The 23,003-nt window shown below is 35.1% G+C and carries 23 protein-coding genes and 1 pseudogene; 16 read left to right on the top strand and 8 right to left on the bottom strand.

The annotated features are described in order from the left end of the window. Positions 1 to 65: 65 nt before the first annotated feature. Together MNO09_RS25310 and MNO09_RS25305 are read right to left on the bottom strand one after the other, a co-directional pair. Positions 66 to 956, bottom strand: a complete 891-nt coding sequence (locus MNO09_RS25310; RefSeq protein WP_033657826.1) for a CPBP family intramembrane glutamic endopeptidase — start codon at positions 954 to 956, stop codon at positions 66 to 68. A gap of 181 nt (positions 957 to 1,137) precedes the next feature. Continuing rightward, the gene (locus tag MNO09_RS25305; RefSeq protein WP_001225806.1) at positions 1,138 to 1,491 is read right to left on the bottom strand and encodes a DUF5412 family protein; all 354 of its coding nucleotides are present in this window, start codon (positions 1,489 to 1,491) and stop codon (positions 1,138 to 1,140) included. Between the two features lie 340 nt (positions 1,492 to 1,831). Here MNO09_RS25305 and MNO09_RS25300 point away from each other — a divergent pair, with 340 nt between their 5' ends. Continuing rightward, complete coding sequence (locus tag MNO09_RS25300; protein ID WP_000587082.1) at positions 1,832 to 2,809, top strand: HD domain-containing protein; 978 nt, start codon at positions 1,832 to 1,834, stop codon at positions 2,807 to 2,809. 39 nt (positions 2,810 to 2,848) lie between these two features. On the opposite strand, the gene MNO09_RS25295 is transcribed toward MNO09_RS25300, so the two are convergent. After that, complete coding sequence (locus tag MNO09_RS25295) at positions 2,849 to 3,181, bottom strand: winged helix-turn-helix transcriptional regulator (RefSeq protein ID WP_088106941.1); 333 nt, start codon at positions 3,179 to 3,181, stop codon at positions 2,849 to 2,851. A 135-nt stretch (positions 3,182 to 3,316) separates the two neighbouring features. Here MNO09_RS25295 and MNO09_RS25290 point away from each other — a divergent pair, with 135 nt between their 5' ends. After that, positions 3,317 to 4,696, top strand: a complete 1,380-nt coding sequence (locus MNO09_RS25290; RefSeq protein ID WP_000017201.1) for an MFS transporter — start codon at positions 3,317 to 3,319, stop codon at positions 4,694 to 4,696. Positions 4,697 to 4,736: 40 nt separating this feature from the next. Here the strand turns inward: MNO09_RS25290 and MNO09_RS25285 are convergent, their stop codons facing one another. Then, positions 4,737 to 5,855 (bottom strand): anti-sigma factor, encoded by a 1,119-nt coding sequence (locus tag MNO09_RS25285; protein ID WP_000501951.1) that lies wholly within the window; start codon positions 5,853 to 5,855, stop codon positions 4,737 to 4,739. 5 nt (positions 5,856 to 5,860) lie between these two features. After that, the gene (locus MNO09_RS25280) at positions 5,861 to 6,346 is read right to left on the bottom strand and encodes an RNA polymerase sigma factor (protein ID WP_000823984.1); all 486 of its coding nucleotides are present in this window, start codon (positions 6,344 to 6,346) and stop codon (positions 5,861 to 5,863) included. A 137-nt stretch (positions 6,347 to 6,483) separates the two neighbouring features. On the opposite strand from MNO09_RS25280, the gene MNO09_RS25275 reads away from it, so the two are divergent. After that, a complete protein-coding gene (locus MNO09_RS25275) occupies positions 6,484 to 7,386 on the top strand; it encodes an AraC family transcriptional regulator (protein WP_000446838.1) in 903 nt (300 codons plus the stop codon). Positions 7,387 to 7,583: 197 nt separating this feature from the next. Here MNO09_RS25275 and MNO09_RS25270 read toward each other — a convergent pair whose 3' ends face one another. Together MNO09_RS25270 and MNO09_RS25265 are read right to left on the bottom strand one after the other, a co-directional pair. Next, complete coding sequence (locus MNO09_RS25270; protein WP_001010474.1) at positions 7,584 to 9,326, bottom strand: sensor histidine kinase; 1,743 nt, start codon at positions 9,324 to 9,326, stop codon at positions 7,584 to 7,586. Between the two features lie 9 nt (positions 9,327 to 9,335). Next, the gene (locus tag MNO09_RS25265) at positions 9,336 to 10,040 is read right to left on the bottom strand and encodes a response regulator transcription factor (protein WP_000272689.1); all 705 of its coding nucleotides are present in this window, start codon (positions 10,038 to 10,040) and stop codon (positions 9,336 to 9,338) included. Between the two features lie 134 nt (positions 10,041 to 10,174). Between MNO09_RS25265 and MNO09_RS25260 the strand changes: the two genes are divergently transcribed. From MNO09_RS25260 to aceA, 12 genes and pseudogenes are all read left to right on the top strand, one after another. Beyond that, positions 10,175 to 11,029 carry a CPBP family intramembrane glutamic endopeptidase gene (locus MNO09_RS25260; protein ID WP_078182908.1) on the top strand — a complete coding sequence of 285 codons (855 nt, stop codon included), beginning with the start codon at positions 10,175 to 10,177 and terminating at the stop codon, positions 11,027 to 11,029. Between the two features lies 1 nt (position 11,030). After that, on the top strand, positions 11,031 to 11,387 hold the full coding sequence (locus MNO09_RS25255) for a hypothetical protein (RefSeq protein ID WP_000750607.1): 357 nt from the start codon (positions 11,031 to 11,033) through the stop codon (positions 11,385 to 11,387). 31 nt (positions 11,388 to 11,418) lie between these two features. Continuing rightward, positions 11,419 to 11,718, top strand: coding sequence for a hypothetical protein (locus MNO09_RS25250; protein ID WP_002096806.1), 300 nt, complete (start codon positions 11,419 to 11,421; stop codon positions 11,716 to 11,718). Positions 11,719 to 11,729: 11 nt separating this feature from the next. Then, entirely contained in the window at positions 11,730 to 11,918 is a 189-nt protein-coding gene (locus MNO09_RS25245; protein ID WP_000949426.1) for a hypothetical protein, read from the top strand. Between the two features lie 134 nt (positions 11,919 to 12,052). Further along, entirely contained in the window at positions 12,053 to 13,321 is a 1,269-nt protein-coding gene (locus MNO09_RS25240) for a M48 family metallopeptidase (protein ID WP_001233330.1), read from the top strand. A 135-nt stretch (positions 13,322 to 13,456) separates the two neighbouring features. Next, positions 13,457 to 14,188, top strand: a pseudogene (locus MNO09_RS31090) (MCP four helix bundle domain-containing protein); the annotation flags it as partial. 42 nt (positions 14,189 to 14,230) lie between these two features. Then, on the top strand, positions 14,231 to 15,184 hold the full coding sequence (locus MNO09_RS31085) for a methyl-accepting chemotaxis protein (protein WP_417852388.1): 954 nt from the start codon (positions 14,231 to 14,233) through the stop codon (positions 15,182 to 15,184). Between the two features lie 213 nt (positions 15,185 to 15,397). Beyond that, positions 15,398 to 16,300 carry a DMT family transporter gene (locus MNO09_RS25230; RefSeq protein WP_000482318.1) on the top strand — a complete coding sequence of 301 codons (903 nt, stop codon included), beginning with the start codon at positions 15,398 to 15,400 and terminating at the stop codon, positions 16,298 to 16,300. Between the two features lie 359 nt (positions 16,301 to 16,659). Further along, on the top strand, positions 16,660 to 17,316 hold the full coding sequence (locus MNO09_RS25225; RefSeq protein WP_000727108.1) for an S-layer homology domain-containing protein: 657 nt from the start codon (positions 16,660 to 16,662) through the stop codon (positions 17,314 to 17,316). A gap of 138 nt (positions 17,317 to 17,454) precedes the next feature. Further along, positions 17,455 to 18,225: an S-layer homology domain-containing protein gene (locus tag MNO09_RS25220; RefSeq protein ID WP_116480629.1), complete on the top strand. Its 771-nt coding sequence runs from the start codon at positions 17,455 to 17,457 to the stop codon at positions 18,223 to 18,225. Between the two features lie 215 nt (positions 18,226 to 18,440). Continuing rightward, positions 18,441 to 20,030, top strand: a complete 1,590-nt coding sequence (aceB, locus tag MNO09_RS25215; RefSeq protein WP_000107301.1) for a malate synthase A — start codon at positions 18,441 to 18,443, stop codon at positions 20,028 to 20,030. A gap of 23 nt (positions 20,031 to 20,053) precedes the next feature. After that, positions 20,054 to 21,331, top strand: a complete 1,278-nt coding sequence (gene aceA / locus MNO09_RS25210; RefSeq protein ID WP_000787349.1) for an isocitrate lyase — start codon at positions 20,054 to 20,056, stop codon at positions 21,329 to 21,331. A gap of 91 nt (positions 21,332 to 21,422) precedes the next feature. On the opposite strand, the gene MNO09_RS25205 is transcribed toward aceA, so the two are convergent. Next, positions 21,423 to 22,214, bottom strand: a complete 792-nt coding sequence (locus tag MNO09_RS25205; RefSeq protein WP_088106942.1) for a phosphotransferase — start codon at positions 22,212 to 22,214, stop codon at positions 21,423 to 21,425. Between the two features lie 374 nt (positions 22,215 to 22,588). Here MNO09_RS25205 and cspA point away from each other — a divergent pair, with 374 nt between their 5' ends. Then, on the top strand, positions 22,589 to 22,792 hold the full coding sequence (gene cspA / locus MNO09_RS25200) for an RNA chaperone/antiterminator CspA (RefSeq protein WP_000301522.1): 204 nt from the start codon (positions 22,589 to 22,591) through the stop codon (positions 22,790 to 22,792). Positions 22,793 to 23,003: the final 211 nt, after the last annotated feature.

Raw genomic sequence — 23,003 nt, 5'->3', positions numbered from 1 at the left:
AATTGGAAAAAAGGATTATACATGACTAATATGTATAATCCTTTTTTGTTTCGCAATCGCGCCCGTTACGTGAATAAAATTTCAATTAGTTGTAGTGGATGTGCATTAATTAGTCCATGGACAATAATAATTGCCCATACTTTACGATAACGTGCCCACAAATATCCGAGGAATAGACCTACGATACCATGGTTCACAATAACCGTAGCGGTATCAATATCCCAATGACCAGAGCCGTGTAATGCGATATGCCAGCTCGCCCATAACAATGATGTAAGAAGGATAGCCGGCCAAGTACCTAGTAATAATTCCAAACGTGTTTGCAACCAAACCCTATAAAAAAACTCTTCAAGTACACTATTTATAAGAAATCCTACAAGTAAAATTAATATTAATACCGTGGGTTCCATTCTAGCTGAAACAAAAGGTGTAGAGAATGTAGAAAAGAAGTTGAAGTAACCCCAGATTATAATGACAATAAGTGGTGTAAAACGATACCATCTATTATTCTCTATTGCTTTTACAGATTTTGGTCGTTCTTTTTTGGAGTTACTTTTATAAAACAAAAGAAGCATAAATGGGGTGAATAATAATAAAATAATTTTAAATATCATAAACCAAAATTGTAATGCCATCCCTTCAAAGTTCGTGGTGAGAAGACTAATTGTGAAGAGGGATCCGCTCAAGAACAAGACAATAGCTTGAATCATGATGCGCTTTGGTTCAAACTGTTGAAGAGGATTATAGTTTTTATGATGAAACGGTAAGAAACGGATAAGGAGTATACCGATCATAACAGGGACCCACTTGTGCCAAAAAGGCATCGTGCCCTTATGATCCCCACTATAACGAATATTTGTTTCGCCAATCCATATAAGCCAAAAGGATGAAAGTAAAATGACAAGTACACATAATCCACCAATTAACTTCCCCATTTTTGGAAAATAACTGTCCATAGATTCCCAACCTTTCGTACTATAACTGTAAACTGCTTTACCTTTAACTCCGGCCATTTCCTTACATCTATCAGTATTTAGGCAATATGATTAAATAGATTTGAATATTTTTCAAGGAAGTAATTTTATAAAGCATTGTACGTTAAAAAACGCTTCTCTAGTATTGAGTACGATTGTAAAACTAGTTTTTTCTAAAATCATACGTGTCCGTCTCTACATGTAATTTATGTTTATTAATCATCACTGTATGATCGTCTAACCATTGTACAGTTGCATCTTCTTCACGATAATTCCAGTATATATTTTTCGTGTTCATAAATTTTTTATTATTTGCTACAAGCTCTCCTCTTATAGCAAAGCTAGTCGTTGCGCCGCCATTATGCCTGTATATATGTAAAGTATACGTTTTATTTGGTGAGTGGATAGATTGAATCTTTTCACCACCTGAGAGCCCAGATAAAGTGAAGAATTTCCAATATCCTAAACTAATTAATACAATAATGATGAATAGAATGGTGAAGAAAATTTTTCTCATGTTTCCCCTCTTTCCCTTAATAGCTATACCTGTATTAAATCAAAATAGAATAAAACTGGCAATGTTATCCTTTTTCTTGCCGGAATATGTACGTTTTTATTTCTAGCGTCCTGTTCACGATTTGGAATGAAAGTCCCCATATTTTTCAATAAAAAAAGGCTCCATATAAGGAGCACTCAATAAAAAATGAATTAAAAGAAATAACAGAAATAACAGACATGTATAATATACAACATTAAAAACTAGACATCAATATATTTAGATTTAATAATTATATTGATGTTGATTTCATAAAAGAGGTACGATTATAAGACTCGGCTGAAATAAAGGGGGATTATAAGTGATCATATCAGATGTACTATACGGAGAATTTAAAGTGGGTCAAGTAGTAAAAGAATTAATTTTAAGCAAGCCTGTGCAAAGGCTGAAAGGCATTCATCAAAACGGTGCAAGTTATTTAATGAACGAGAAATGGAATGTAACGCGCTTTGATCATTCAGTTGGCGTTATGTTGTTAGTGAAGAAACTAGGTGGTTCAGTAGAAGAGCAAATTGCAGGTTTACTGCATGACGTATCACATACTGCTTTTTCACACGTGATTGATTACGTTTTTCATAATGAGGGTGAAAGTTATCATGAAGAGATATTTAGTTCCGTCGTGAAAAACTCAGAAATTCCAGCGATTCTTTCAAAGTATGGTTATAACTATGAGGACATTTTATTAGATGATTCGAAGTGGACGTTACTGGAAAGATCAGCACCAGAATTATGCGCAGACAGAGTGGATTATACGTTACGAGATATGTATACATACGGATATATTTCTTTAGAAGAGGTTCATAGATTTTTAGCGGATATTATCGCAGTAGATGGGAAAATGGTCCTTCAAAATATCGAAATAGCCGAATGGTTTGCAGAAACATATTACAAAGAAGTAATCGATTTCTTTATGAAACCAATGAATATTTACGGAAATGATATGTTAGCGAAAACGTTAAAGTTAGCTCTTCATAAAACGATTATTCATGCAGATGATTTTCTTCTTGAAGATGATGCGCTTATTTCGAAATTACAGCAATGTAGTGATCCAGAAGTACATGCTTTATTAAGCAAAGTTCATCCGAATGTAAAAGTAAAAGAAGATAGAAACAATTATGATTTGTATCAGAAAAATAAAGTGCGTCTCATTGATCCGCCGTTACTTCATGAAGGTAAAGTTGTTTCATCGTCTGTCGTATCAGAAAACATAAAACGGATGAGCGAGGTCGCTTATGAAAAAGCGGTGAGAGGGATGTATGTGAAGGTGATTTCGGATTAACAGAAAGAAGGTATCATCACATAAGATGATACCTTCTTTTTATTCATCTAATATTTTCCACGCATTTCCCCAGTCCTTCATCGCGTCAAAAATAGGACGGAGTGTTTCCCCTTTTTTTGTTAGTGAATATTCCACGTGAGGTGGCATAGTTGAATAGATTGTTCTCTTTATAATATTTTCTTGTTCAAGTTCTTTTAAGCGAAGAGAGAGTGTGCGTGGGCTAATGCCACTTAGACGCCTTTCAAGCTCAGCAAAACGTTTAGGACTATAAAATAAATCTCTTAAAATTAAGAAAGTCCACTTTCCACCTATTACAGATATTGTTTTTTCAATGGGGCATTTTAATAAAATCTCTTCATTTACATTTTCCATATAAACACTCCTTACTATATAAAAGTATAGGTACTATATAAAAAATCAGTACTTTTATAAATGAAGTACTTTCTTTATTATAGTTCTAAAGGAATATATAGGTAAATTACTAATTTTTGAGAGGGGAGTTAGCAAGTGAGTGGGGTGGCTAGTAGAAATTTAGATGTTCAAACAAAAGAGAAATCTGGTATCGTCATTTTAATAACTTTGGCACTCGGTTTTATTATGGCTACGTTAGATGTGACAGTAGTAAATGTTGCGGTGGTGAATATTCAAGAAACATTAGGAATGACATTATATAGTTCAACATGGATTGTTGACGGATATATTTTATCTTTTGCGGTATTATTACTCGCTGGAGGGGCATTGGCTAACCAATATGGAGCAAAAAATATGTATATGGTTGGTTTAATCATTTTTGTATTCGCCTCTCTTTTATGTACGATTGCCACAAATGGGAACACTCTTATTATCGGCCGGGTACTTCAAGGCGTTGGAGCGGCTTTATTTATGCCAAGTTCACTTAGCTTATTAGTAGTATCATTTCCAGATGAAAAGAAGAGAGCTAAAATGTTTGGGATATGGTCGGCAATTGTCTCTATCGCCTCTGGTACAGGTCCTTTTATTGGTGGTCTTTTAGTAAATACATTTGGTTGGCGGAGCATTTTTATTATAAACCTTCCAATTGGGGTTATTGGTGTTCTAATGGCCTTTGTAATTATTCCCAATGTATTACCGAAAAAGGAGAAAATAAATATAGCGAATCATTTAATCGGTATAATTGCAATAACATTGTTGGCGTTTACTCTAATTGAAGGGCCAAGTTACGGATGGTCCTCGTTTCAAATTTTAGGAGGGGTAGTGGGGACGGTATTAACTACTATTCTCTTTGTTTATGCAGAACGAAAATCAAAAAACTCGGTTATACCAAGAGTATTGTTCCAAAACAAGACATTTACCTCGGCGAATATAGTTGGATTTCTAATAAACTTTGCGTTATTTGGTGGCATATTTATGTTTGGACTCTTTTTGCAAAAAGCATATGGAGCAAGCACGTTTGTAGCAGGATTACAACTATTGCCGATGATGAGCGTATTTGTTATTGGGAATGTATTATTTGCAAAAATGGTGACTAAGTTTAGCTCAAAATCGTTATTATTCATAGCGTTATTTATAGCTAGTATAGGATCTTTATTATTAATGCTTTTAGTAAATAATGTGAGTTATATAGGAATTGCATTCATATACAGTATTGTTAATCTTGGAATCGGTATAGCAGTGCCTGCCATGACTACAATCGTAATGAAATCTGCCGGTCGTGAAAATGGAAATATGGCTGGGGCAACTTTAAATGTAAATCGTCAAATTGGTGCATTAGTCGGTATAGCAATTATGGGAATCATTTTAAATGAATCATCGAATTGGTACAGAGGGGCAAGCTATAGTTTTTTAGTAATGGGGATCGCCTATTTATGTGCAACAATGTTAGTTTGGAAGTTTGTGGAGAGGAAATAAAAAAGTAGAGCATCACCCCTAGATGCTTTACTTTTTCACATCACTGATCAAACCAATTCCAAACCTCAATATCTCCAAGAGTCGCATAACGCACATTCGGTGAGTTTTGTAATTTTAATAACTCTTTTGACGGGCCAGTAATGACAATGCCGTATACTTTGACACCGTTATCTTTTACATACTGATAGCGCTTATCTAAGTTCAGATCTTTTTCAGGAGTCCAAGTAGTTTTACTTACAGTTTTTTTATGCTCAGAAAGAATGCGCATCATTTCGATTACTTCATCTTCTTTTGTCTTCGGTCGTTCTGTTTCACTATCAGGGAGGTTTATATGTTCTGGAAATCCGATAACCTCTCCGCCATGTAGGATGAAATCTTCCTCATCTATTCTCTCTTGTCCTGTGTCTAAAGCGTACCATACAGGAGTTGGTGGCATTTCTTGTGCTTCAAATATGCTATATAGTATGGATTCTAGTTCTTTTAACGTATATGGTTTGTCAAAAGAAATTGCTACTTCTGCAACGGTTCCTTCATGTACTTTTGTAAGTGTATCCCAAACTTTTTTAGACGATTTTTTTAAGTGATCACCTTGTTTTATTTTTGGATGAACAAAATAAAGATTAGAGTAATTCAATTTGTTTGCCCAAGATTTATTTGTAACAGTTACAGAAGATAAGAAGCTTTTCGTTGTTACTGTACCGAATTGAACTTCTTTTTTGCCGACAGTTTTAACTAAATTCATTTCATTTTCTGTACGAAAAAAGGGTTTTATTTTTGTACTGCCTCCAGTGGAACGACTATTTGGCATGGTTGCTTCTAGTGCGAGTGCTGGAATCTCATCTACTTCAGCTAATTTTTTCATATTATAGAAATAAAAAGAAGATGAAAAATGATCAACAAAATAGATTGCTATACAAACAGCGAGGACAAAACTAACGGTTTGCCAACGCTGTTTCCATTTTATTTTCCAAAACGGGACTTTAAGATTTTGTGGTAGTAGTCTTTTCTTTATTGGTTCACTTTTTGAAAGCAACTCATCTAAGTAAGCATCACACTCTTCACATGTCTCAATATGACTTTCTAACTGCTCTTGTTCATCATGCGTGAGCGTTCCGTTTTCGTACTTCTCCCATAGTTTTTTAAACTTTGTACAACCCATCCTGATCACTCCTTTATGCTTTGCGTTTCTTTTCGTCCCCTGTGTAATTCAATTTTCACTTTCGCTAGTGAGAGACCAGTCATCTCGGCTATTTCCTTATACGAGAATCCGTAGTAATCTCGTAGTAGTAACACATTTCGTCTTTCAAGGGGGAGAGAAGATAAGCTGTCTAACCAACTAGCAATTTCATGTTTTACGAAATAAGAGTGCTCTGTACTTGGTACGTTTGGTAAATGGAATTCTGTAATTGTCGTTGTTTTATATCTTTTTTCTTTTCGATACCAATCGATAAAGGCGTTGTAGGCAATCGTAAATAACCACGGCCTAATTTCTTCTCCTTTATAATAGTCAATATGGACGAGCATTCGGTAAAATGTTTCTTGCATGAGATCTTCCGCGTAGTGGGAATCTCCGGTTAGGGAGAGAAGATAGCGAAATAAATCTTGCATATGCTCGGAGTAAATGTCTTCTAATGATTGTTTGCGTTTCACTACATTTCCCTCCCTTCATACATAACAACGAAATACATATAAAAAAGTTACAATTTTTCATGGAATTATAGTAAAAAACGTCAAGAATTGGATAGGATTCTCTTTTATCATAATACATATAAGGCGGGTGAACAGAGATGGAAAGCTATGAGACACAAATTCAAAGGTCAATTGATTATATTGAAGAAGATGTAATGGAAAAACAGACGCTGCGTAATTTAGCGCGTATTGCAGGTTTTTCTGAGTCGCATTTTCATCGTGTATTTCAGGCATTAGTAGGTGATACAGTAATGGAGTATGTTCGAAAGAGGAGGCTAGCCCGGGCAGCTTATCAACTTTCTCATACGGATGAAAAAGTTATTGATATCGCATTTGAGCATGGCTTTCAATCTCATGAAACGTTCACGAGAGCCTTTAAAAAAATATTTCAAATGACACCGAGTGAATATCGAAAACAAGAAATTGAAACACCGATGTATTACAGCGTGAATGTAAAGCAAAGAAAATTAAATCCGTATTTAGGAGGCATACAAATGGAATATCGTATTGTAAATAAACCAGAATTTTTAATGGCGGGCTATGAACTGAAGACGACAAGTAAAGAAGGGAAAAACCATCAAGACATCCCAGCATTTTGGCAAGAATATTTACAGAAAGATCTTGGAACGACAATTCCGAATCGGAAAGATACGAGCCAATGGGTAGAGCTTGGATTATGTACTGATTTTAATTTAGAAACAGGCGACTTCACTTATATTATCGGAATGGAAGTTACAGGCTTTGAAAATGTACCAAATGAAGTTGCGAAGCGTACTTTCCCAGCAGCGACATATGCTGTATTTACAACGCCGAAAGTTCCTCATGACGAAATGGTATCGTCTATCCACCAAACGTGGAATGCGGTATTTTCAGAATGGTTCCCGCATTCAGGATACGAACATTGCGGCGTTAATGAATTTGAACTATACGATGAGCGTTCCCATGCAGATAAAAGTGAGTTCGCTCAAATTGAACTTTGGATACCGGTGAAGAAGAAATAATAGAAAGAAAAGCGAGCCACTGAGTGGTTCGCTTTTTTCATATAGGTTGCTATATTTGATGATTTTTGTCGGTAAGTCGATATATCTTGAAAACCGCGGATATATTTTGAGTTGCTCCGATATATTTGAAAAATCACCGATATAATTTCATTTACCTCTGAACTCCGCCAAAAAAAAGACGCCACATAGCGTCTTTTCTACGAATGAAACGGGAACACAAGTATAATCGTTGTTCCTTTTCCAAGTTCGCTATCAATAGAAATCGTTCCGTTATGAGCATGAACGAGCTGTTTCGTAATAGCAAGGCCAAGCCCAGTTCCGATGTTGCTTTCTTCTGTATTGGTTCCTCTGTAATATCGCTCAAATAGAAGCTCTTTCGTTTTGTCATCCATTCCTTTTCCATTATCTGAAATAGAGAGTGTAAATGAAGTAGCGTTTTGGGAAAGTTTTACGCTCACATTTGTCGTTTCATTATTATGTTTTACAGCGTTTACGAGTAAGTTTTCGATAATACGCTGGAACCATTTTTCTTCAATGAAATATTGAATTTTATTTGAGCTCGGTACGAATTCAATATTTTGATTTTGAAGTGTCGGATTATTAATAAATTGTAATAATACTTTTTGGACGAATTGATTCATTTCAATGTTTACGTGCTGCGCAGGAAGACTGTTATTTTTTAATTGATACGTTAAGCTTAAGTCATCGATTAATGTCGTCATATATTGAGATTTCTCTTTCATAACGCTGCCGAATTGTTGAATGTCGCGATCAGTCCAGTTGTACTGCTGTGATTCTAGTAATAATGCGTAGCCATATATAGAACTAAGTGGTGTTTTTAAATCATGTGTGAGACCGGTAATCCATTCTTCACGTGTTTGCTGCAGTACTTGCCTCATTGCATCATTTTTTTTGAGTGTAATAGAAAGGTGCTCTAGTGAATTTGTTACATCACTAAATAAGCGGAATGACCATTTTTCTTTCCCAGATCGCCGGAACCTGACAGGTTTCCCTTTTTTACTAACAGGCTCTTCGTACTTTCCACCAGCTATATTTTTAAGCCAGCGCATCGCATGTAATAATGGTTTTCCAAATTTATTACCGTACCAAATAGAAAGAATGACTAAATAAACAAATACGATAAGAAGGATTAATCCACATCCGATTAGAAACTTTTTAGTAAATACATCGTCTATTTCATCATCTGGATAGTAGTACTCATTTTTGGCAGTTACAACAAGAAGATAATTGCTATTTGTGTCGTAAAAGCTAGACGTGTTTTCTTTATGATTCCACGGTTCCTTTTCGCTAAGAGCAGCTTGTATGGCAGAAAACGTTTTTTTCTTTCCAGCTGGATAGGAGAATACTTCTTCGCCATCACTATTAAAGATTTGAAGTGCTGCTTTTTCTTTAGAAAGTAACTGTTTTTCTTCTTCTGTTAATGTGAACGAATCCGTAGATACAGACGGGTGCTCTTTCTGTATTGTTTTCAGTAATACATTGCTTTTTAACATACCGCCGTATATAACAAGTACGTTCTTTTCTTCTAGTTCAATTTCCCAATATGTAAATGTATAAGGGCTTTCTATATGATTCTGTATATATGAGAATAAAGATGTTTTCGTATAAGATGTTGGTACGTCACTCGGCGTATTAAAGTGATAGAGAATTTTTCCGTTTTCCGCTACAACTTGAATCCAATCATTTTTTTCTTTAATTAAGTCTTTTACTTCAGCTTTTAACGAAATATCGCCATCTTCTGAAGAGATATATTTTGAAATCATAAAATTATCAGCGTCTGGAATATTCGGTTCGTATGAAGTACTAGTAACAAGGAAAATTAAATAAGTGAAAGCAGCTACTACGGCAAGCAGTAATGTAACTAAAACAAATACGTGTTGCATGATAAACTGGATAATAAGTCGTTTATTAAAATTCATATTGTCACCCTACTTTGTAATGAACTTATAGCCAAGTCCGCGAACGGTTTTTATATATTCTGGTTTACTTGGGTCTTGTTCAATTTTTTCACGTAGTTTTCGAATGTGAACCATAACGGTATTATCATCGCCATTATAGGCAGGTGCTCCCCAAACTTTTTCGTATATTTCTTCTTTCGAAAATACGTAGTTCGGATTCTCGCAAAAGAAGAGTAGTAGCTGAAATAGCTGGGCGGAACATTCGACAACATGTCCATCTACTGTAAGTTCTGCGGAATATCGATCAATTTCAAATCTGCCAAACGAACTGGAGTGTGCTTTTTGTTCATTTGGTACTGCTTGTTTCATATGTCTTCGGAGTTGTGCTTTCATACGGGCTACTACTTCAAGTGGATTAAATGGCTTCGTAATATAATCATCTGCACCGTGTGAAAATCCAGATATTTTATCTACATCAGATGTTTTAGCTGTGAGGAAGAAGATAGGGCAATCTGTTTTTTGGCGAATGATTGGACAAATATCAAAACCAGATTGTCCAGGAAGCATGACATCTAAAATAATTAAATCGTAATCGTTTTGCTGCGTGAGAGATAACGCTATTTCAGCTGATGTTGCAGTTGTAATATGAGAAAAACCTTCTTTTTCAAGAATGGTAGTTAATAATTGTAAAATTGCTGTTTCATCATCAACGAGCAAAATATTTGCTTCATACATAAAAATCCCTCCTAATTTCCTCGAATATCATATCACCTTTCTGTAACTTATGGAATTTTTAAGGAAATTTTAAGGTTTTCTTTCGCAAAAAATTAAGAATCAAATGATATGATAAAAGTAACATAGGGGAGGAGATGAGTGTGAATCCGTTTCAAACGATGCGAGCTAGATATTTTTTAATTGTATTTGCACTATTAACTTTAGTTGCAAGAGTCAGTAATGAATTGATAGAAAATACATTTCATATGCAAAATTCTGCTTTTATAAATATTCTTATATTCTACATCCTTCCGATTACATGGATTTTTTATGAGTATAGAAAACACCGTGTTTCCTTTTCATTATTTGTTAATAAAAATGAAACATTTAACCTGGTGCAAGTTTTATACATTGCGATTATGTTATGCGTATTTAGTTACGGGTATCTTATTTTGTACATGTATAGCTTTGCGTGGATTACACCGGAATTTATTATGAACGCATTACGTGAACCGATTATAGATAGTACAGGGGGCTATGTATATCAAGTTATTATGGTCGTATTCATCGCACCAATTATTGGTGAATTTGTTTTTCGGGGATTTTTACTGCAACGCTTTGCAGCAAAATGGGGAACGAGTATAGCGATCATTGTAGTAGCGATGTTGTTTGCGTTGCTACATGTTGATTTCCTAGGCGCAGTAGTATTTAGTGTTGTACTATCGATCGTATATATTCGTACAAATAGCTTACTCATGCCAATTGCTATTCACATGTTAAACAATGCATTTGTAATCGGTGCTTCTTTTCTAATAAATAAAGAAGAGATAATGAGTTTTGCAGATTTCTCAAATTATACGACGTTCTTTCCAGGACTTATTATTTTTATGACGGGATTAAACTTAGTACTCATCTTTTTATTTGTTAACCGCAAATATTGGAGTAAAGAAATGCCAGCTATATATGTAGAGCAAGAAAAGAGTTTTTCAGACGTAGTGGGGGATAAGTAAGATGAAGAAAACGTTTGAAAAAATATTGAAAGACATTATAGAATCTACGTCTCTTACAGATATGTGTGATAAAAGCTTTTGCCATTGGTTGCAACCTGTAGTAGATACGATTGTATTTCCAGAGTATTACTTATTTTCTAGTACTCATTTAAAAGAAAATATTATTTCTCTTCTTATTGTGTTAGGGGCTTTACTAATATTTGGTTTAATTGTAGAAGAAATGATGAAGCGCATCTTCAAAAAAAATGAAGAGAAGTATATGTGGGTTCATAAAGTATTCGAGAAAGTAATAGTGGCTTTCCTTTTGTTTTATAGTATGAAAACTATCATTTACTTTATAGCTTTGAAACATCATTAATTCGAAATTTGAAAGGGATGTATAAAATTATATGAATGAAACAATATCATCAAATAAGTTTTTTTATTTGATTTTGCTTAGTATTGTGCTGATCACGACAGTCAATGTTATTCTTCGCTGGGAGGAAGCTTATTTCTTTATGTATTTAGCACTCCATTTGTTAGGAATATTATGTATAAGCGGCGGAATAGTTGCTGAAAAAAAGAGTGAAGAAAGCATTAATTATATGTGTGTGACTGGTCTTATTTTACTTTTAGCAGTGCAAGGTATTATGAAATATAGTTCTTTTTCTTTACAAGATTTTAGTTTATTAGTGGATGTACTTCCTTAAGGAGACACGTTATGTTATCTAAAAAGCAACTAGGATACGTACTAGTTTTAATTGGATTTTTTACACTTATTGTAACGACGTTATTTTTTCAGGACTATGAATATATACGCTATATAAAAGGCGCTGGTTTAATATGTTGGGTTGTAAGTACGTTTCTTATCCCAGAGTATGAACCGAAGAAAGTGTCTAAAGGTAGGTAAAACTCTTCTTTTTGTAGAAGAGTTTTTTTATATAAATAAAAGGATCTCGAGCAATTCGCGTAATAAGCTTGTTCTAATTTAGCATGTACGAACTTACAATAATAATAGACAGGCAGCATAGAGGAGGGAATAGCGTGAGGAAGGTTATTGGGTGGTCGCTTTTTTTGTACGTTGGGTTTGCGTTGCTTATATATTGGTATTTATTTGGATGGAATCATGAACTGATTCCGGAAATATATAAAGGAACAAAGGCAGATCCAGAAACGTTTATGAATGCAAGGGAGCTTACGCTAAGCCAAGATTATTCGCGCGTGAAAAACTTACTGTACTTTTTAGCGACGCCTCTTGAATGGATTATTTTATTATTTGTACTTGTGCTCGGTGTTTCAAGAAAGTTTGAGAAATGGTCGAAGGAAACGACGAAAATAAGTGTCCTGCAAGTTGCGATTTATTTCTTTTATTTATCACTACTCACAACAGTTCTAGCCCTGCCGATGCAATGGATTAGCCGAAAAGTATCCGTTGATTACGGCATTTCAACGCAAAGTACACAAAGCTGGATAAAAGATCATGTTATCGGTTTTTGGGAGAGTTATGCGACGATGTTAATCGTAGTTACTGTTCTGTTATGGCTCATTCGTAAATTCCCTAAGAGATGGTGGCTAGCGGGATGGGCACTCTCTGTTCCATTTACAATCTTTTTAACATTCATACAGCCTGTCGTTATTGATCCACTGTATAACGACTTCTCGACGCTGAAAAATAAAGAATTAGAAACGAAAATTTTAGCGATAGCAGAAAAAGCTGACATTCCAGCTAAACATGTATATGAAGTAAATATGTCGGAAAAAACGAATGCATTAAATGCATATGTAACAGGAATTGGCCCTAACGCTCGTATTGTAATGTGGGATACAACGCTTAAGCAATTAAAAGATAAAGAGATTTTATTTATAATGGCCCATGAAATGGGGCATTATGTTATGAAACATATATATTGGGGCGTTGCGAGTTATGTGTTGCTATCGTTTATAGGGATGTATCTCATTAGCCGTATTATAAATATGTGTATTCGAAAATGGGGAGATACGCTGCAAATTTCAAAAGTAGCATGTTTTTCGATTTTACCTTTATTTTTCTTAATTTCTTCTGTACTCTCTTTTGCATCACAGCCAGCAACAAACTATGTTTCTCGTATAGAAGAACGAGCGGCAGATCAATATGCTTTAGATATAACGAAAGATGGGAAATCTGGTGTAAAAACGTTTCAATATTTATCAAAAACGAGTTTAAGCCAAGTAAATCCGCCTGCGTTAGTGAAGTTTTTCCTATACACACATCCACCAATTTTCGAAAGAATTCATACGTTTGAACAATATGAAAAACAAAGCAAAAAGGAGTAGCTATTATGCTACTTCTTTTTTATAGAGATATAAGTTTGATATTGGGAATATTTATCATTGCTTTTTATTGCGATTTTGTGAATAATAAGCTATAAAATTCTAAAAATCTATATATAAAGGAATAAAGGTGAAAAAATGTATTTTTTAAAAAATTTAAAAGTGAAATATAAATTATTATCGCTTATTTCATTAGCAGTATTGAGCATGGTAATTATGAGCTGCGTAGCAATTAATTCTATTAATAAGATTAAGCATGATACAGAGGTTGTAGTAGATGATTATCAACATTCTGTAGTTTTATTAGAAGGAATGCTTCGTACACAAAATTCACTAGAGTATAACTTACTAGAATTAATTACAGCGTCACCAAATGAGGGGACAAATAAAGAGGGGATTATTGGTAATGTTGAAAAGGATCTTGAAAAATATGATTCTTTATTAAAAGAATATGATGATGGCTTCAATTTAAGTAAGCAAGAGGATGAACTGTTTCAGAAGATGAAGAAATCTTTGCCAAGTTATATGGAGACATATAAGAAGTTGTTTGATAAAGCGAAGGTAACAAATGAATCTCAAATGGTAAACGAATTTCATAAGGAATTAAAACCGAAGGGAGTAGAGTTAGCTAGTTATGCTGTAGATCTAGAAGCGTATGTTTCAAATTTAGCTGACCAAGTATTTAAAGATTCTCAAAAAATGATAGATCGGTCCGTTATTACTTTTATCATTCTTGTAGTAGTTACTACAGTTATTATATGTATAGTAAGTTATATTATTAGCAAGCTTATAGTTGCTCCTTTACAAACGGTTAGTCGTATGATGGAAAGAGCAAAAGAAGGAGATTTAACTGTACATGGTGAGTATAATGCTAAGGATGAATTAGGTGTATTAGTAAGTGATTTTAACGAGATGATTGCAGGGCTAAGAACAAATATGCAAGAAGTAGAGAATAATATTCAACTTTTATTCCAACATGCAGACGGAGTAGTATCTGCATCGGAAGTATCTAGTGGTGCAGCGAAGAAAATCACTATAGATATTGAAGAAGTTGCAAATGGCGCAGAGAGTCAAATGCAAGCAATGGAGCAAACTGCGGGTGCGATGGAAGAGTTGACACAAGGAATGCAGAGTATAGTGAATACATCATCCTCTGTAAATGAATTGTCTGCTCAATCAGCATTAGATGCAGAGAGTGGTAACAAATTAATGAAACAAATGATTCAACAGATGGATACAATCCAAAATTCAGTACATAACGGTGTGAAACAAGTAGAGACTATGAAAGAACAATCAGAAGAAATTGTTAAAATCATTGATGTTATGCAAGGTATTACCTCTCAAATTAACTTATTAGCATTAAACGCCGCAATTGAGGCTGCACGTGCTGGGGAAAGTGGTAGAGGATTTGCAATTGTGGCAGACGAAGTAAGAAAATTAGCAGAACAATCTAGTGATTCTGCAAAACAAATTGAGAAGCTTATTACTCAAGTTATGGGAACAACGAACCATACGGTACATATGATGGGGAAAGTAGATAATGAGGTACAGGCAGGTACACAAGTAGTAATGCATACAGAAAAAGTATTTGGAAAAATTACAGAAAAAGTACAGCAAGTATCTGAGCAAATTCAAACGGTATCTATGTCTACAGATGAAATTGCAGCGAGTAGTGAAGAGATTTCGGCTTCTGCAGAAGACATGGCTCAAATATCCCAAAGATCATCTGACCGAACTGATAGGGTAAAAGAGTCTATTCAACAGCAAGAAAAATCTGTTCAAGAGATCTCGGTTTCAATTGAACATATGCATAATGCAGCAGGGAGATTAAAACAAATAGTTGCCCAATTTACTCTTCAAAAGTAGTAGTATATTTAAGTTTTAATATAGAAAAATTCTTCTCAATGAATAAAAAGATCATCCTATGTAAAAAAGGATGATCTTTTTTATGGGAATTTTGTGAGGATGCTATTTTGTATATTCTAATTTTTTACAATTTTCCAATTCTAATATATAATAATACGTAATGTTTTGGAGATTTTTCGTTTGTAAAAGGTAGGTTATAGGAGGAGAGAAAGGGTGTTTAATAAAAAATCAATGCCAGCTATAAAAATGATCCTTTCGATGTCTATTTTCGGATCAATTGGATTTTTTTCTACTCAAACAGGTTTACCGTCTTTTGAATTAGTATTCGTTCGTTGCATTTGTGCGACTATATTTTTAGCATTATGTTGGCTCGTAACAGGACAGTATAAAAGTGAGAAATGGAATAAAAAAGAAGTAATGCAAATATTAGCATGCGGTGTATTTCTCGTTTTTAACTGGGTATTTTTATTTAAAGCGTTTGAAGTTATGTCAATTACAATTGCGATTTCAGTTTACCATCTTGCACCAATTATCGTATTAATGATTGGTAGTATTGTATTTAAAGAGAGACTTACAGTATTTGCGGTTATGTCCATTGTCATTTGTTTTATCGGTACAGTTTTAGTCGCTGGAGTAGACGGTAGTATGTCGTTAGAGAAATTAATGTCATCTGGAATGGTATGGGCACTTCTTGCAGCCTTATTTTATGCTTTTACCACTTTATTAGGAAAAGGAATTCAGCATACGAGTGCATATGCGATGACATTTTTACAAACATTTTTAGGTATATTTTTATTACTACCATTCGTAGACTTTGGAAAGTTTCAAGGGTTAACAGAGATGAACTGGATGATGATCACAGCAACAGGACTTATACATACGGGATTTGTATATTACTTATTTTTTGACAGTTTAAGAGGTTTATCGACGAGATTAATTTCGGTATTAGTGTTTTTAGATCCTGCGGTTGCAATATTATTAGATACAGTCTTTACCGGCTTTAGACCGACTAGTATGCAAGTAGTAGGGATTGTTCTTATATTTGTAGGAATGGCATTTACTTTTCGCAAGGGAACAGAAAATGAATTATCGATGAAGGAAAGTGCTACTTTATAATTCGGATCAAACGATATTGAAAAGACGCAAATATATACTATTTGCGTCTTTTTGTGTCAATAAAGTGAAATTTAAAAATGTAAAGGAGTTCACAAAGAGATTGTAGAATTTTTAATATATAGCACCTTAGATGTGACAGCTTCCTTTTTGAAATAAGAAAGAAGGAGGTATAAAGCAGAAAGGTAGTCGAAATGGTTCTTCTAGAAGATTTGCATTTTATCTTACATTCACCAACAAATTAATACTCCTGAAATAATGAAGTTCATTTTATTTGAAGATACTTCATATGTAGTATGGATAACTTCGTATTATCTATTATTTTTCTATTTAACATAAAATAGAAATAGGGAGAGAGGACAATGAAGAAAAAAATATTGGGTGTAATGATGATTGCGACAATGGTAGGCGGTATATTTGCAGGAACGAATGTGGCCCCTGTAAAAGCGGAAGAATATCCGGAAATGATTGTATTTGATGATGTTCCATATGGATTTTGGGCATATGATGCTATTTTAGACTTAGCTTATAATAAAATAATAGTTGGATACGGAAATGGAAAGTATGGTGTTGGAGACCTTACAACACGTGAACAAGTGGCTGGAGTTATTTACAAAACACTTGAAATGAAAGACGAAGGGGCAATAGCGAATCCATACAAAGATATTTCTGGCAGTTCAACTGATTTCCAAAAGGAAATTTTGGCGCTAACAAAACGTGGTGTTTTTAAAGGTGATGCAAACGGAAACTTTAGACCGAAAGCACCAATTACTCGAGCTGAAATGGCAGTAGCGCTTCAAAAGGCATATGCTTTCGAAGCAAAACAAAAGCACACATTTAAAGATGTACCAAAAGGACATTGGGCAGAAGCGGCAATTAGTGCACTGCAATCTAATCAAGTTGTGACAGGAACTGGAAAAGGTATGTATGACTTAAATCGCCCTGTACCGAGAGAACAATATGCTCAATTTATAAACAATGCGATTATTAATTATCATTTGAAAGAGGATTGGAAATAGCGTGAAATAGGAAAGCACAAATAGAACTATTTGTGCTTTTTTGTTTGTTTACAGAAGAATTATTATTCGTTTTTATGTATTTTTATTGTTATACATGGGCTTTATAATCAACCCTGTAAAAAGGACATGATGTGTAATATGATTCACAAAAACGTCACGAAATGTGTCGGAAAATCTATTGTCACTATACCATTTGTTATGTATATTTTTAAAAAAACATATACATATTGGGGAGATAATTTGATGAGCAAAAAATTATTAAAAACAGCTACGGCATTAACAATTATGGGTGGGGTGTTGTTCTCAGCAGAGAGTAACAATGTAAAAGCAGAAAGTGCACCGTTACAAAATACAAATCCAATTGTATTTAAAGATGTACCAAAAGGACATTGGTCAGAAGAGGCAATTCATAATTTAGCGGCAAACGAAATTATTTTTGGATATGGGGATGGAATTTTCGGTTTTGGAGATGACGTAACACGTGAGCAAGTTGCAGCTTTAATTTATCGTGTATTTGATATAGAAGAACAAGATGAATATGAAAACCCATATGGGGATATCGATGAAAACTCAACAAACTTTATTGAAGAGATATTAGCTTTAACGGAACTAGAAATTTTTATGGGAGACGAGCATGGAAACTTTAGACCGAAAGCAACGTTAACTCGTGCGGAAATGGCGCAAGTTCTTACGAATGCTTTTGATTTACAGGCGAAGGGATCTCATACGTTTAATGATGTTTCAGCAAATTCATGGGCAACAAATGCAATTAGTGCAATTCAAACAAATGGTATTACGGCGGGAATCGGAGATAATAAATTCGGCCCATCCATGAAAGTAAAAAGAGAACAATACGCACAGTTTTTATACAAAGCAATTTTGCATGACATGGAACAAGGACAGCAATAAGCTTTAATTAGTAAATCGGGTTTTGGGAAATAATACAAAAAGGTCATTGTTGTATAACAGTGGCCTTTTTTGTATGGAATAAAGCGCGAAAGAAAGGTATTTTGAAAAAAATGAAATGAATTTTCAAAAAAAACTTCCTTTTCTGAAGATTTGTTATATAATATAAAACATAAAATCAAATCTGTTATAAAACAGTTTAAGAAGGGGATGCTAATATGTCGACGCAAACTTCACGGGTTACATTGCCCGGAGAAATGTTACCGGCGTACAACGAAATATTGACACCTGAGGCGCTTAGTTTTTTAAAGGAACTACATGAAAATTTTAATAAGCGCCGCATAGAACTTTTACAAAAGCGTGCGGAGAAACAAAAGAGAATTGATGCAGGAGAGTTTCCGAAGTTTTTAGAAGAAACAAAGCGCATACGTGAAGCGGATTGGACAATTGCTCAATTGCCAAAAGATTTAGAGGATCGCCGCGTAGAGATTACAGGACCAGTAGATAGAAAGATGGTTATTAACGCTTTAAATTCAGGAGCGCATCTTTTTATGGCAGATTTCGAAGATTCGAATTCACCAACTTGGGAAAATGCGATTGAAGGTCAAATAAATTTACGAGATGCAGTGCAGGGAACGATTTCACATAAAAATGAAAATGGAAAAGAATATCGTTTAAATAGTAAAACAGCAGTATTAATTGTGCGTCCAAGAGGATGGCATTTAGAAGAAAAACATATGCAAGTTGATGGGAAGAATATGTCTGGTAGCTTAGTAGATTTCGGACTTTATTTTTTCCATAATGCGAAAGCTCTTTTAGCAAAAGGAAGCGGTCCATACTTTTACTTACCGAAAATGGAAAGCCATTTAGAAGCAAGGTTATGGAATGATGTTTTCGTATTTGCTCAAAAATATATCGGTATTCCAAACGGAACGATTAAAGCGACGGTGTTACTGGAAACGATTCACGCTTCGTTTGAAATGGATGAAATTTTGTATGAGCTTAAAGATCATTCTGCTGGGTTAAATTGCGGAAGATGGGATTATATTTTCAGCTTTCTAAAGAGTTTCCGTAATCATAATAAATTTTTACTTCCAGATAGAGCGCAAGTCACGATGACGGCGCCGTTTATGCGCGCGTATTCTTTGAAAGTCATTCAAACGTGTCACCGCCGTAATGCACCAGCTATTGGAGGAATGGCAGCGCAAATTCCGATTAAAAACAATCCAGAAGCGAATGAAGCAGCTTTTGAAAAAGTGCGTGCAGATAAGGAGCGTGAAGCTTTAGATGGTCATGACGGGACTTGGGTTGCCCACCCGGGGCTTGTACCAGTCGCGATGGAAGTATTTAATCACATTATGAAAACACCGAATCAAATTTTTAGAAAACGTGAAGAAATACATGTTACAGAAAAGGATTTATTAGAAGTACCAGTGGGAACGATTACAGAAGAGGGGCTGCGCCTAAATATTAGCGTAGGCATTCAATATATCGCATCTTGGTTAAGCGGACGGGGAGCGGCACCAATTTATAACTTAATGGAAGATGCGGCAACAGCGGAAATTTCTAGAGCACAAGTATGGCAATGGATTCGTCATGAAGGTGGAAAGCTAAATGACGGTCGTAATATTACGCTTGAATTGATGGAAGAGCTAAAAGAAGAAGAACTAGCAAAAATAGAAAGAGAGATTGGTAAAGAAGCCTTTAAGAAAGAGAGATTCCAAGAGGCGACAACGTTGTTTACAAATCTCGTTCGGAATGATGAATTCGTACCATTTTTAACATTACCGGGTTATGAAATTTTATAAAAAATGAAAAGGGGATGGAACAAATGAAAAACGAAAGAATCGAGAAATTACAAGAGAGCTGGGAACTGGATACACGTTGGAAAGGGATTACACGTCCGTATGCAGCAGAAGATGTAATTCGCCTGCGCGGGTCAATTGATATTGAACATACATTAGCGCGCCGCGGTGCTGAAAAGCTTTGGTCATCGCTTCATACGGAAGATTACATTAACGCACTTGGCGCATTAACAGGAAACCAAGCGATGCAACAAGTGAAAGCTGGGCTAAAAGCAATTTATTTAAGTGGATGGCAAGTCGCTGCGGATGCGAACCTGTCTGGACATATGTATCCAGACCAAAGTTTATATCCAGCGAACAGTGTACCTGCTGTAGTAAAACGAATTAATCAAACGCTGCAACGTGCGGATCAAATTCAGCATATGGAAGGAAGCGATGATACAGATTATTTCGTGCCGATTGTAGCAGATGCAGAAGCAGGATTTGGCGGACAATTAAACGTATTTGAACTGATGAAAGGAATGATTGAAGCAGGTGCATCAGGTGTGCACTTTGAAGATCAATTATCTTCAGAGAAAAAATGCGGCCATTTAGGCGGAAAAGTATTACTACCGACGCAAACAGCGGTACGTAATTTAATCTCGGCACGCCTTGCAGCAGACGTAATGGGAGTGCCGACAATTATTGTTGCAAGAACAGATGCGGATGCAGCAGATTTAATTACGAGCGATATTGATCCGGTTGATAAAGCATTTATTACAGGTGAAAGAACACCGGAAGGATTTTACCGTACGAAAGCAGGTCTCGATCAAGCGATTGCACGTGGTTTAGCATACGCTCCTTATGCAGATCTTGTTTGGTGTGAAACATCTGAACCAAATTTAGAAGATGCAAAACGATTTGCGGACGCAATTCATAAAGAACATCCAGGGAAATTGCTTGCATACAACTGTTCACCTTCATTTAATTGGAAACAAAAACTAGATGAGAAAACAATTGCAAGCTTCCAAAAAGAAATCGCATCTTACGGTTATAAGTTCCAGTTCGTAACACTAGCTGGATTCCACTCGTTAAACTACGGCATGTTTGAATTAGCACGCGGCTATAAAGAGCGCGGCATGGCTGCGTACTCTGAACTACAACAAGCAGAATTCGCAGCAGAAAAACACGGCTACTCTGCAACTCGTCACCAACGCGAAGTAGGAACAGGCTACTTTGATGAAGTAGCGCAAGTTATTACAGGCGGTACTTCATCAACGACAGCGCTAAAAGGATCTACAGAAGAAGCACAGTTTACGAAATAAAAGGAAGGGGCCCCTTTTTGAAGGGTGCCCCTTGTTATTTTCGGAACGATTTTTCACATATATCGACTTACCGACAAAAAAGACGATATTATCAAATCCACTCAGCTCTATGATCGCGAATAAACTTCATATCTTTCTCATAATGCTCTAAATGTCCTTCATCAATCATTCTTTGGAAATTCAAGTCGCCTTCTTGTGCTTTTCTTTTCATATATGTACATAATGCTTCTAATCGTAGTAACACTATTCCTAAGTAATCTTCGTCCATACTTTTACCGTAGGACTGGACAAACAATTTCACGCTTTCTTTCATACGGCTAGCATGTTGTTCCGATTCATAATGAACTGCCTCACCCGATTCTGTATAATACACTCTACTTAAAGGTACACAAGTGTAAAGCGTATAAGCGATATCCCAAATTCTTGGACCAGGAGCAGCAACATCGAAATCAATAATACCTACTGGTTTCTCGTCATGAAAAATAATGTTATATATGGCAAAATCGTTATGGCAAATAACCTCAATGTTATTTGGAGTAAGATCCATCGGTTGCCATTCATCTGATAAGGGAAAGTCACTTACCGCATCATGATAAAGGCGGAGCATCTTTGCTATTTCTTTTAAAACAGCATTAGACCGCATATATTCTTTTAACGGATAATTCCCAGCTTCTCCTTCAATAAAGGATAAAATCTCTCTATCTTTTTCATCTACACCTAAAAACTTTGGAGCATGATGAAACCCTTTGTTTTCTAAGTGTTGTAATAATGTATGAATTTTTGCACTGCCTGGCTTTAATTCTCGCCGAACAGTATTTTCAGAACGATATACAGTTGATACATTTCCCCCTGTAAGTTTTTCTTCGTTGGCGTAGTTTGACATAGAATCCCCCTCCAATATAACGACTGTACGATTATATTGTAACACTTCAGAACAAGGGATGTAATCGTATTCAAATGATGTTTGTGTTCACTTCATAGTGAAATCCGCACATACTAAAATCAATTATTTACGAATGTATAATCAATTTAATTTGTCAGTTATTTTCAAAAAAGATTGTACATTTTATTTTAAGTATGCTATGATGAAGTCAGTTGAATAGTTAAATTAAGCAATCCATATATTATCAAGTGCCGAAAAACGAACGAGAAAAAGTATGTGAGAACTAGTTTATGTTTCGTGTTTGATAATGTGTGGATTCTTTTTTTATACAGGAAGACTAAAATAAATTGTGTTTTCTTTAGGAGGAAATAATTATGGCAGTAACAGGACAAGTAAAATGGTTTAACAACGAAAAAGGCTTCGGTTTCATCGAAGTTCCAGGCGAAAACGATGTATTCGTACATTTCTCTGCAATCGAAACTGAAGGTTTCAAATCTTTAGAAGAAGGTCAAAAAGTTAGCTTCGAAATCGAAGAAGGTAACCGTGGACCTCAAGCTAAAAACGTAATCAAACTATAATTTTATAGTTTATTATGGAAAAAAGGGATGGCTGCTGCCATCCCTTTTTTTGTTGTAATATACGAGCATAATGATTATATTTGAGGGAAAAGTATACAAATGAAGTCATACTTGATGTCCGTAGCGGGAATAAAGAAGATCTACACAATACGATTGAAGAAATCTCATTCGCTCGTTTTAGATGAATAAGAAAAAATAGTCGTTTTTTTGA

Origin of the sequence: Bacillus sp. N5-665, from assembly GCF_022637375.2 — a bacterium.
Taxonomy (GTDB): Bacteria; Bacillota; Bacilli; order Bacillales; family Bacillaceae_G; genus Bacillus_A; species Bacillus_A wiedmannii.
Note: the sequence above shows the minus strand (reverse complement) of the source record. Positions and strands in the feature narration are given on the sequence as shown.

Coding starts and splice junctions, on each gene's coding strand:
- MNO09_RS31085 (WP_417852388.1), top strand. CDS start 14,231: ATGATTGCAGGGCTAAGAACAAATATGCAAGAAGTAGAGAATAATATT.
- MNO09_RS25250 (WP_002096806.1), top strand. CDS start 11,419: ATGAATGAAACAATATCATCAAATAAGTTTTTTTATTTGATTTTGCTT.
- MNO09_RS25265 (WP_000272689.1), bottom strand. CDS start 10,040: ATGTATGAAGCAAATATTTTGCTCGTTGATGATGAAACAGCAATTTTA.
- MNO09_RS25295 (WP_088106941.1), bottom strand. CDS start 3,181: ATGGAAAATGTAAATGAAGAGATTTTATTAAAATGCCCCATTGAAAAA.
- MNO09_RS25225 (WP_000727108.1), top strand. CDS start 16,660: ATGAAGAAAAAAATATTGGGTGTAATGATGATTGCGACAATGGTAGGC.
- MNO09_RS25305 (WP_001225806.1), bottom strand. CDS start 1,491: ATGAGAAAAATTTTCTTCACCATTCTATTCATCATTATTGTATTAATT.
- MNO09_RS25260 (WP_078182908.1), top strand. CDS start 10,175: ATGAGTGTGAATCCGTTTCAAACGATGCGAGCTAGATATTTTTTAATT.
- MNO09_RS25205 (WP_088106942.1), bottom strand. CDS start 22,214: ATGTCAAACTACGCCAACGAAGAAAAACTTACAGGGGGAAATGTATCA.
- cspA (WP_000301522.1), top strand. CDS start 22,589: ATGGCAGTAACAGGACAAGTAAAATGGTTTAACAACGAAAAAGGCTTC.
- MNO09_RS25255 (WP_000750607.1), top strand. CDS start 11,031: ATGAAGAAAACGTTTGAAAAAATATTGAAAGACATTATAGAATCTACG.
- MNO09_RS25220 (WP_116480629.1), top strand. CDS start 17,455: ATGATTCACAAAAACGTCACGAAATGTGTCGGAAAATCTATTGTCACT.
- aceB (WP_000107301.1), top strand. CDS start 18,441: ATGTCGACGCAAACTTCACGGGTTACATTGCCCGGAGAAATGTTACCG.
- MNO09_RS25245 (WP_000949426.1), top strand. CDS start 11,730: ATGTTATCTAAAAAGCAACTAGGATACGTACTAGTTTTAATTGGATTT.
- MNO09_RS25270 (WP_001010474.1), bottom strand. CDS start 9,326: ATGAATTTTAATAAACGACTTATTATCCAGTTTATCATGCAACACGTA.
- aceA (WP_000787349.1), top strand. CDS start 20,054: ATGAAAAACGAAAGAATCGAGAAATTACAAGAGAGCTGGGAACTGGAT.
- MNO09_RS25285 (WP_000501951.1), bottom strand. CDS start 5,855: ATGGGTTGTACAAAGTTTAAAAAACTATGGGAGAAGTACGAAAACGGA.
- MNO09_RS25275 (WP_000446838.1), top strand. CDS start 6,484: ATGGAAAGCTATGAGACACAAATTCAAAGGTCAATTGATTATATTGAA.
- MNO09_RS25310 (WP_033657826.1), bottom strand. CDS start 956: ATGGACAGTTATTTTCCAAAAATGGGGAAGTTAATTGGTGGATTATGT.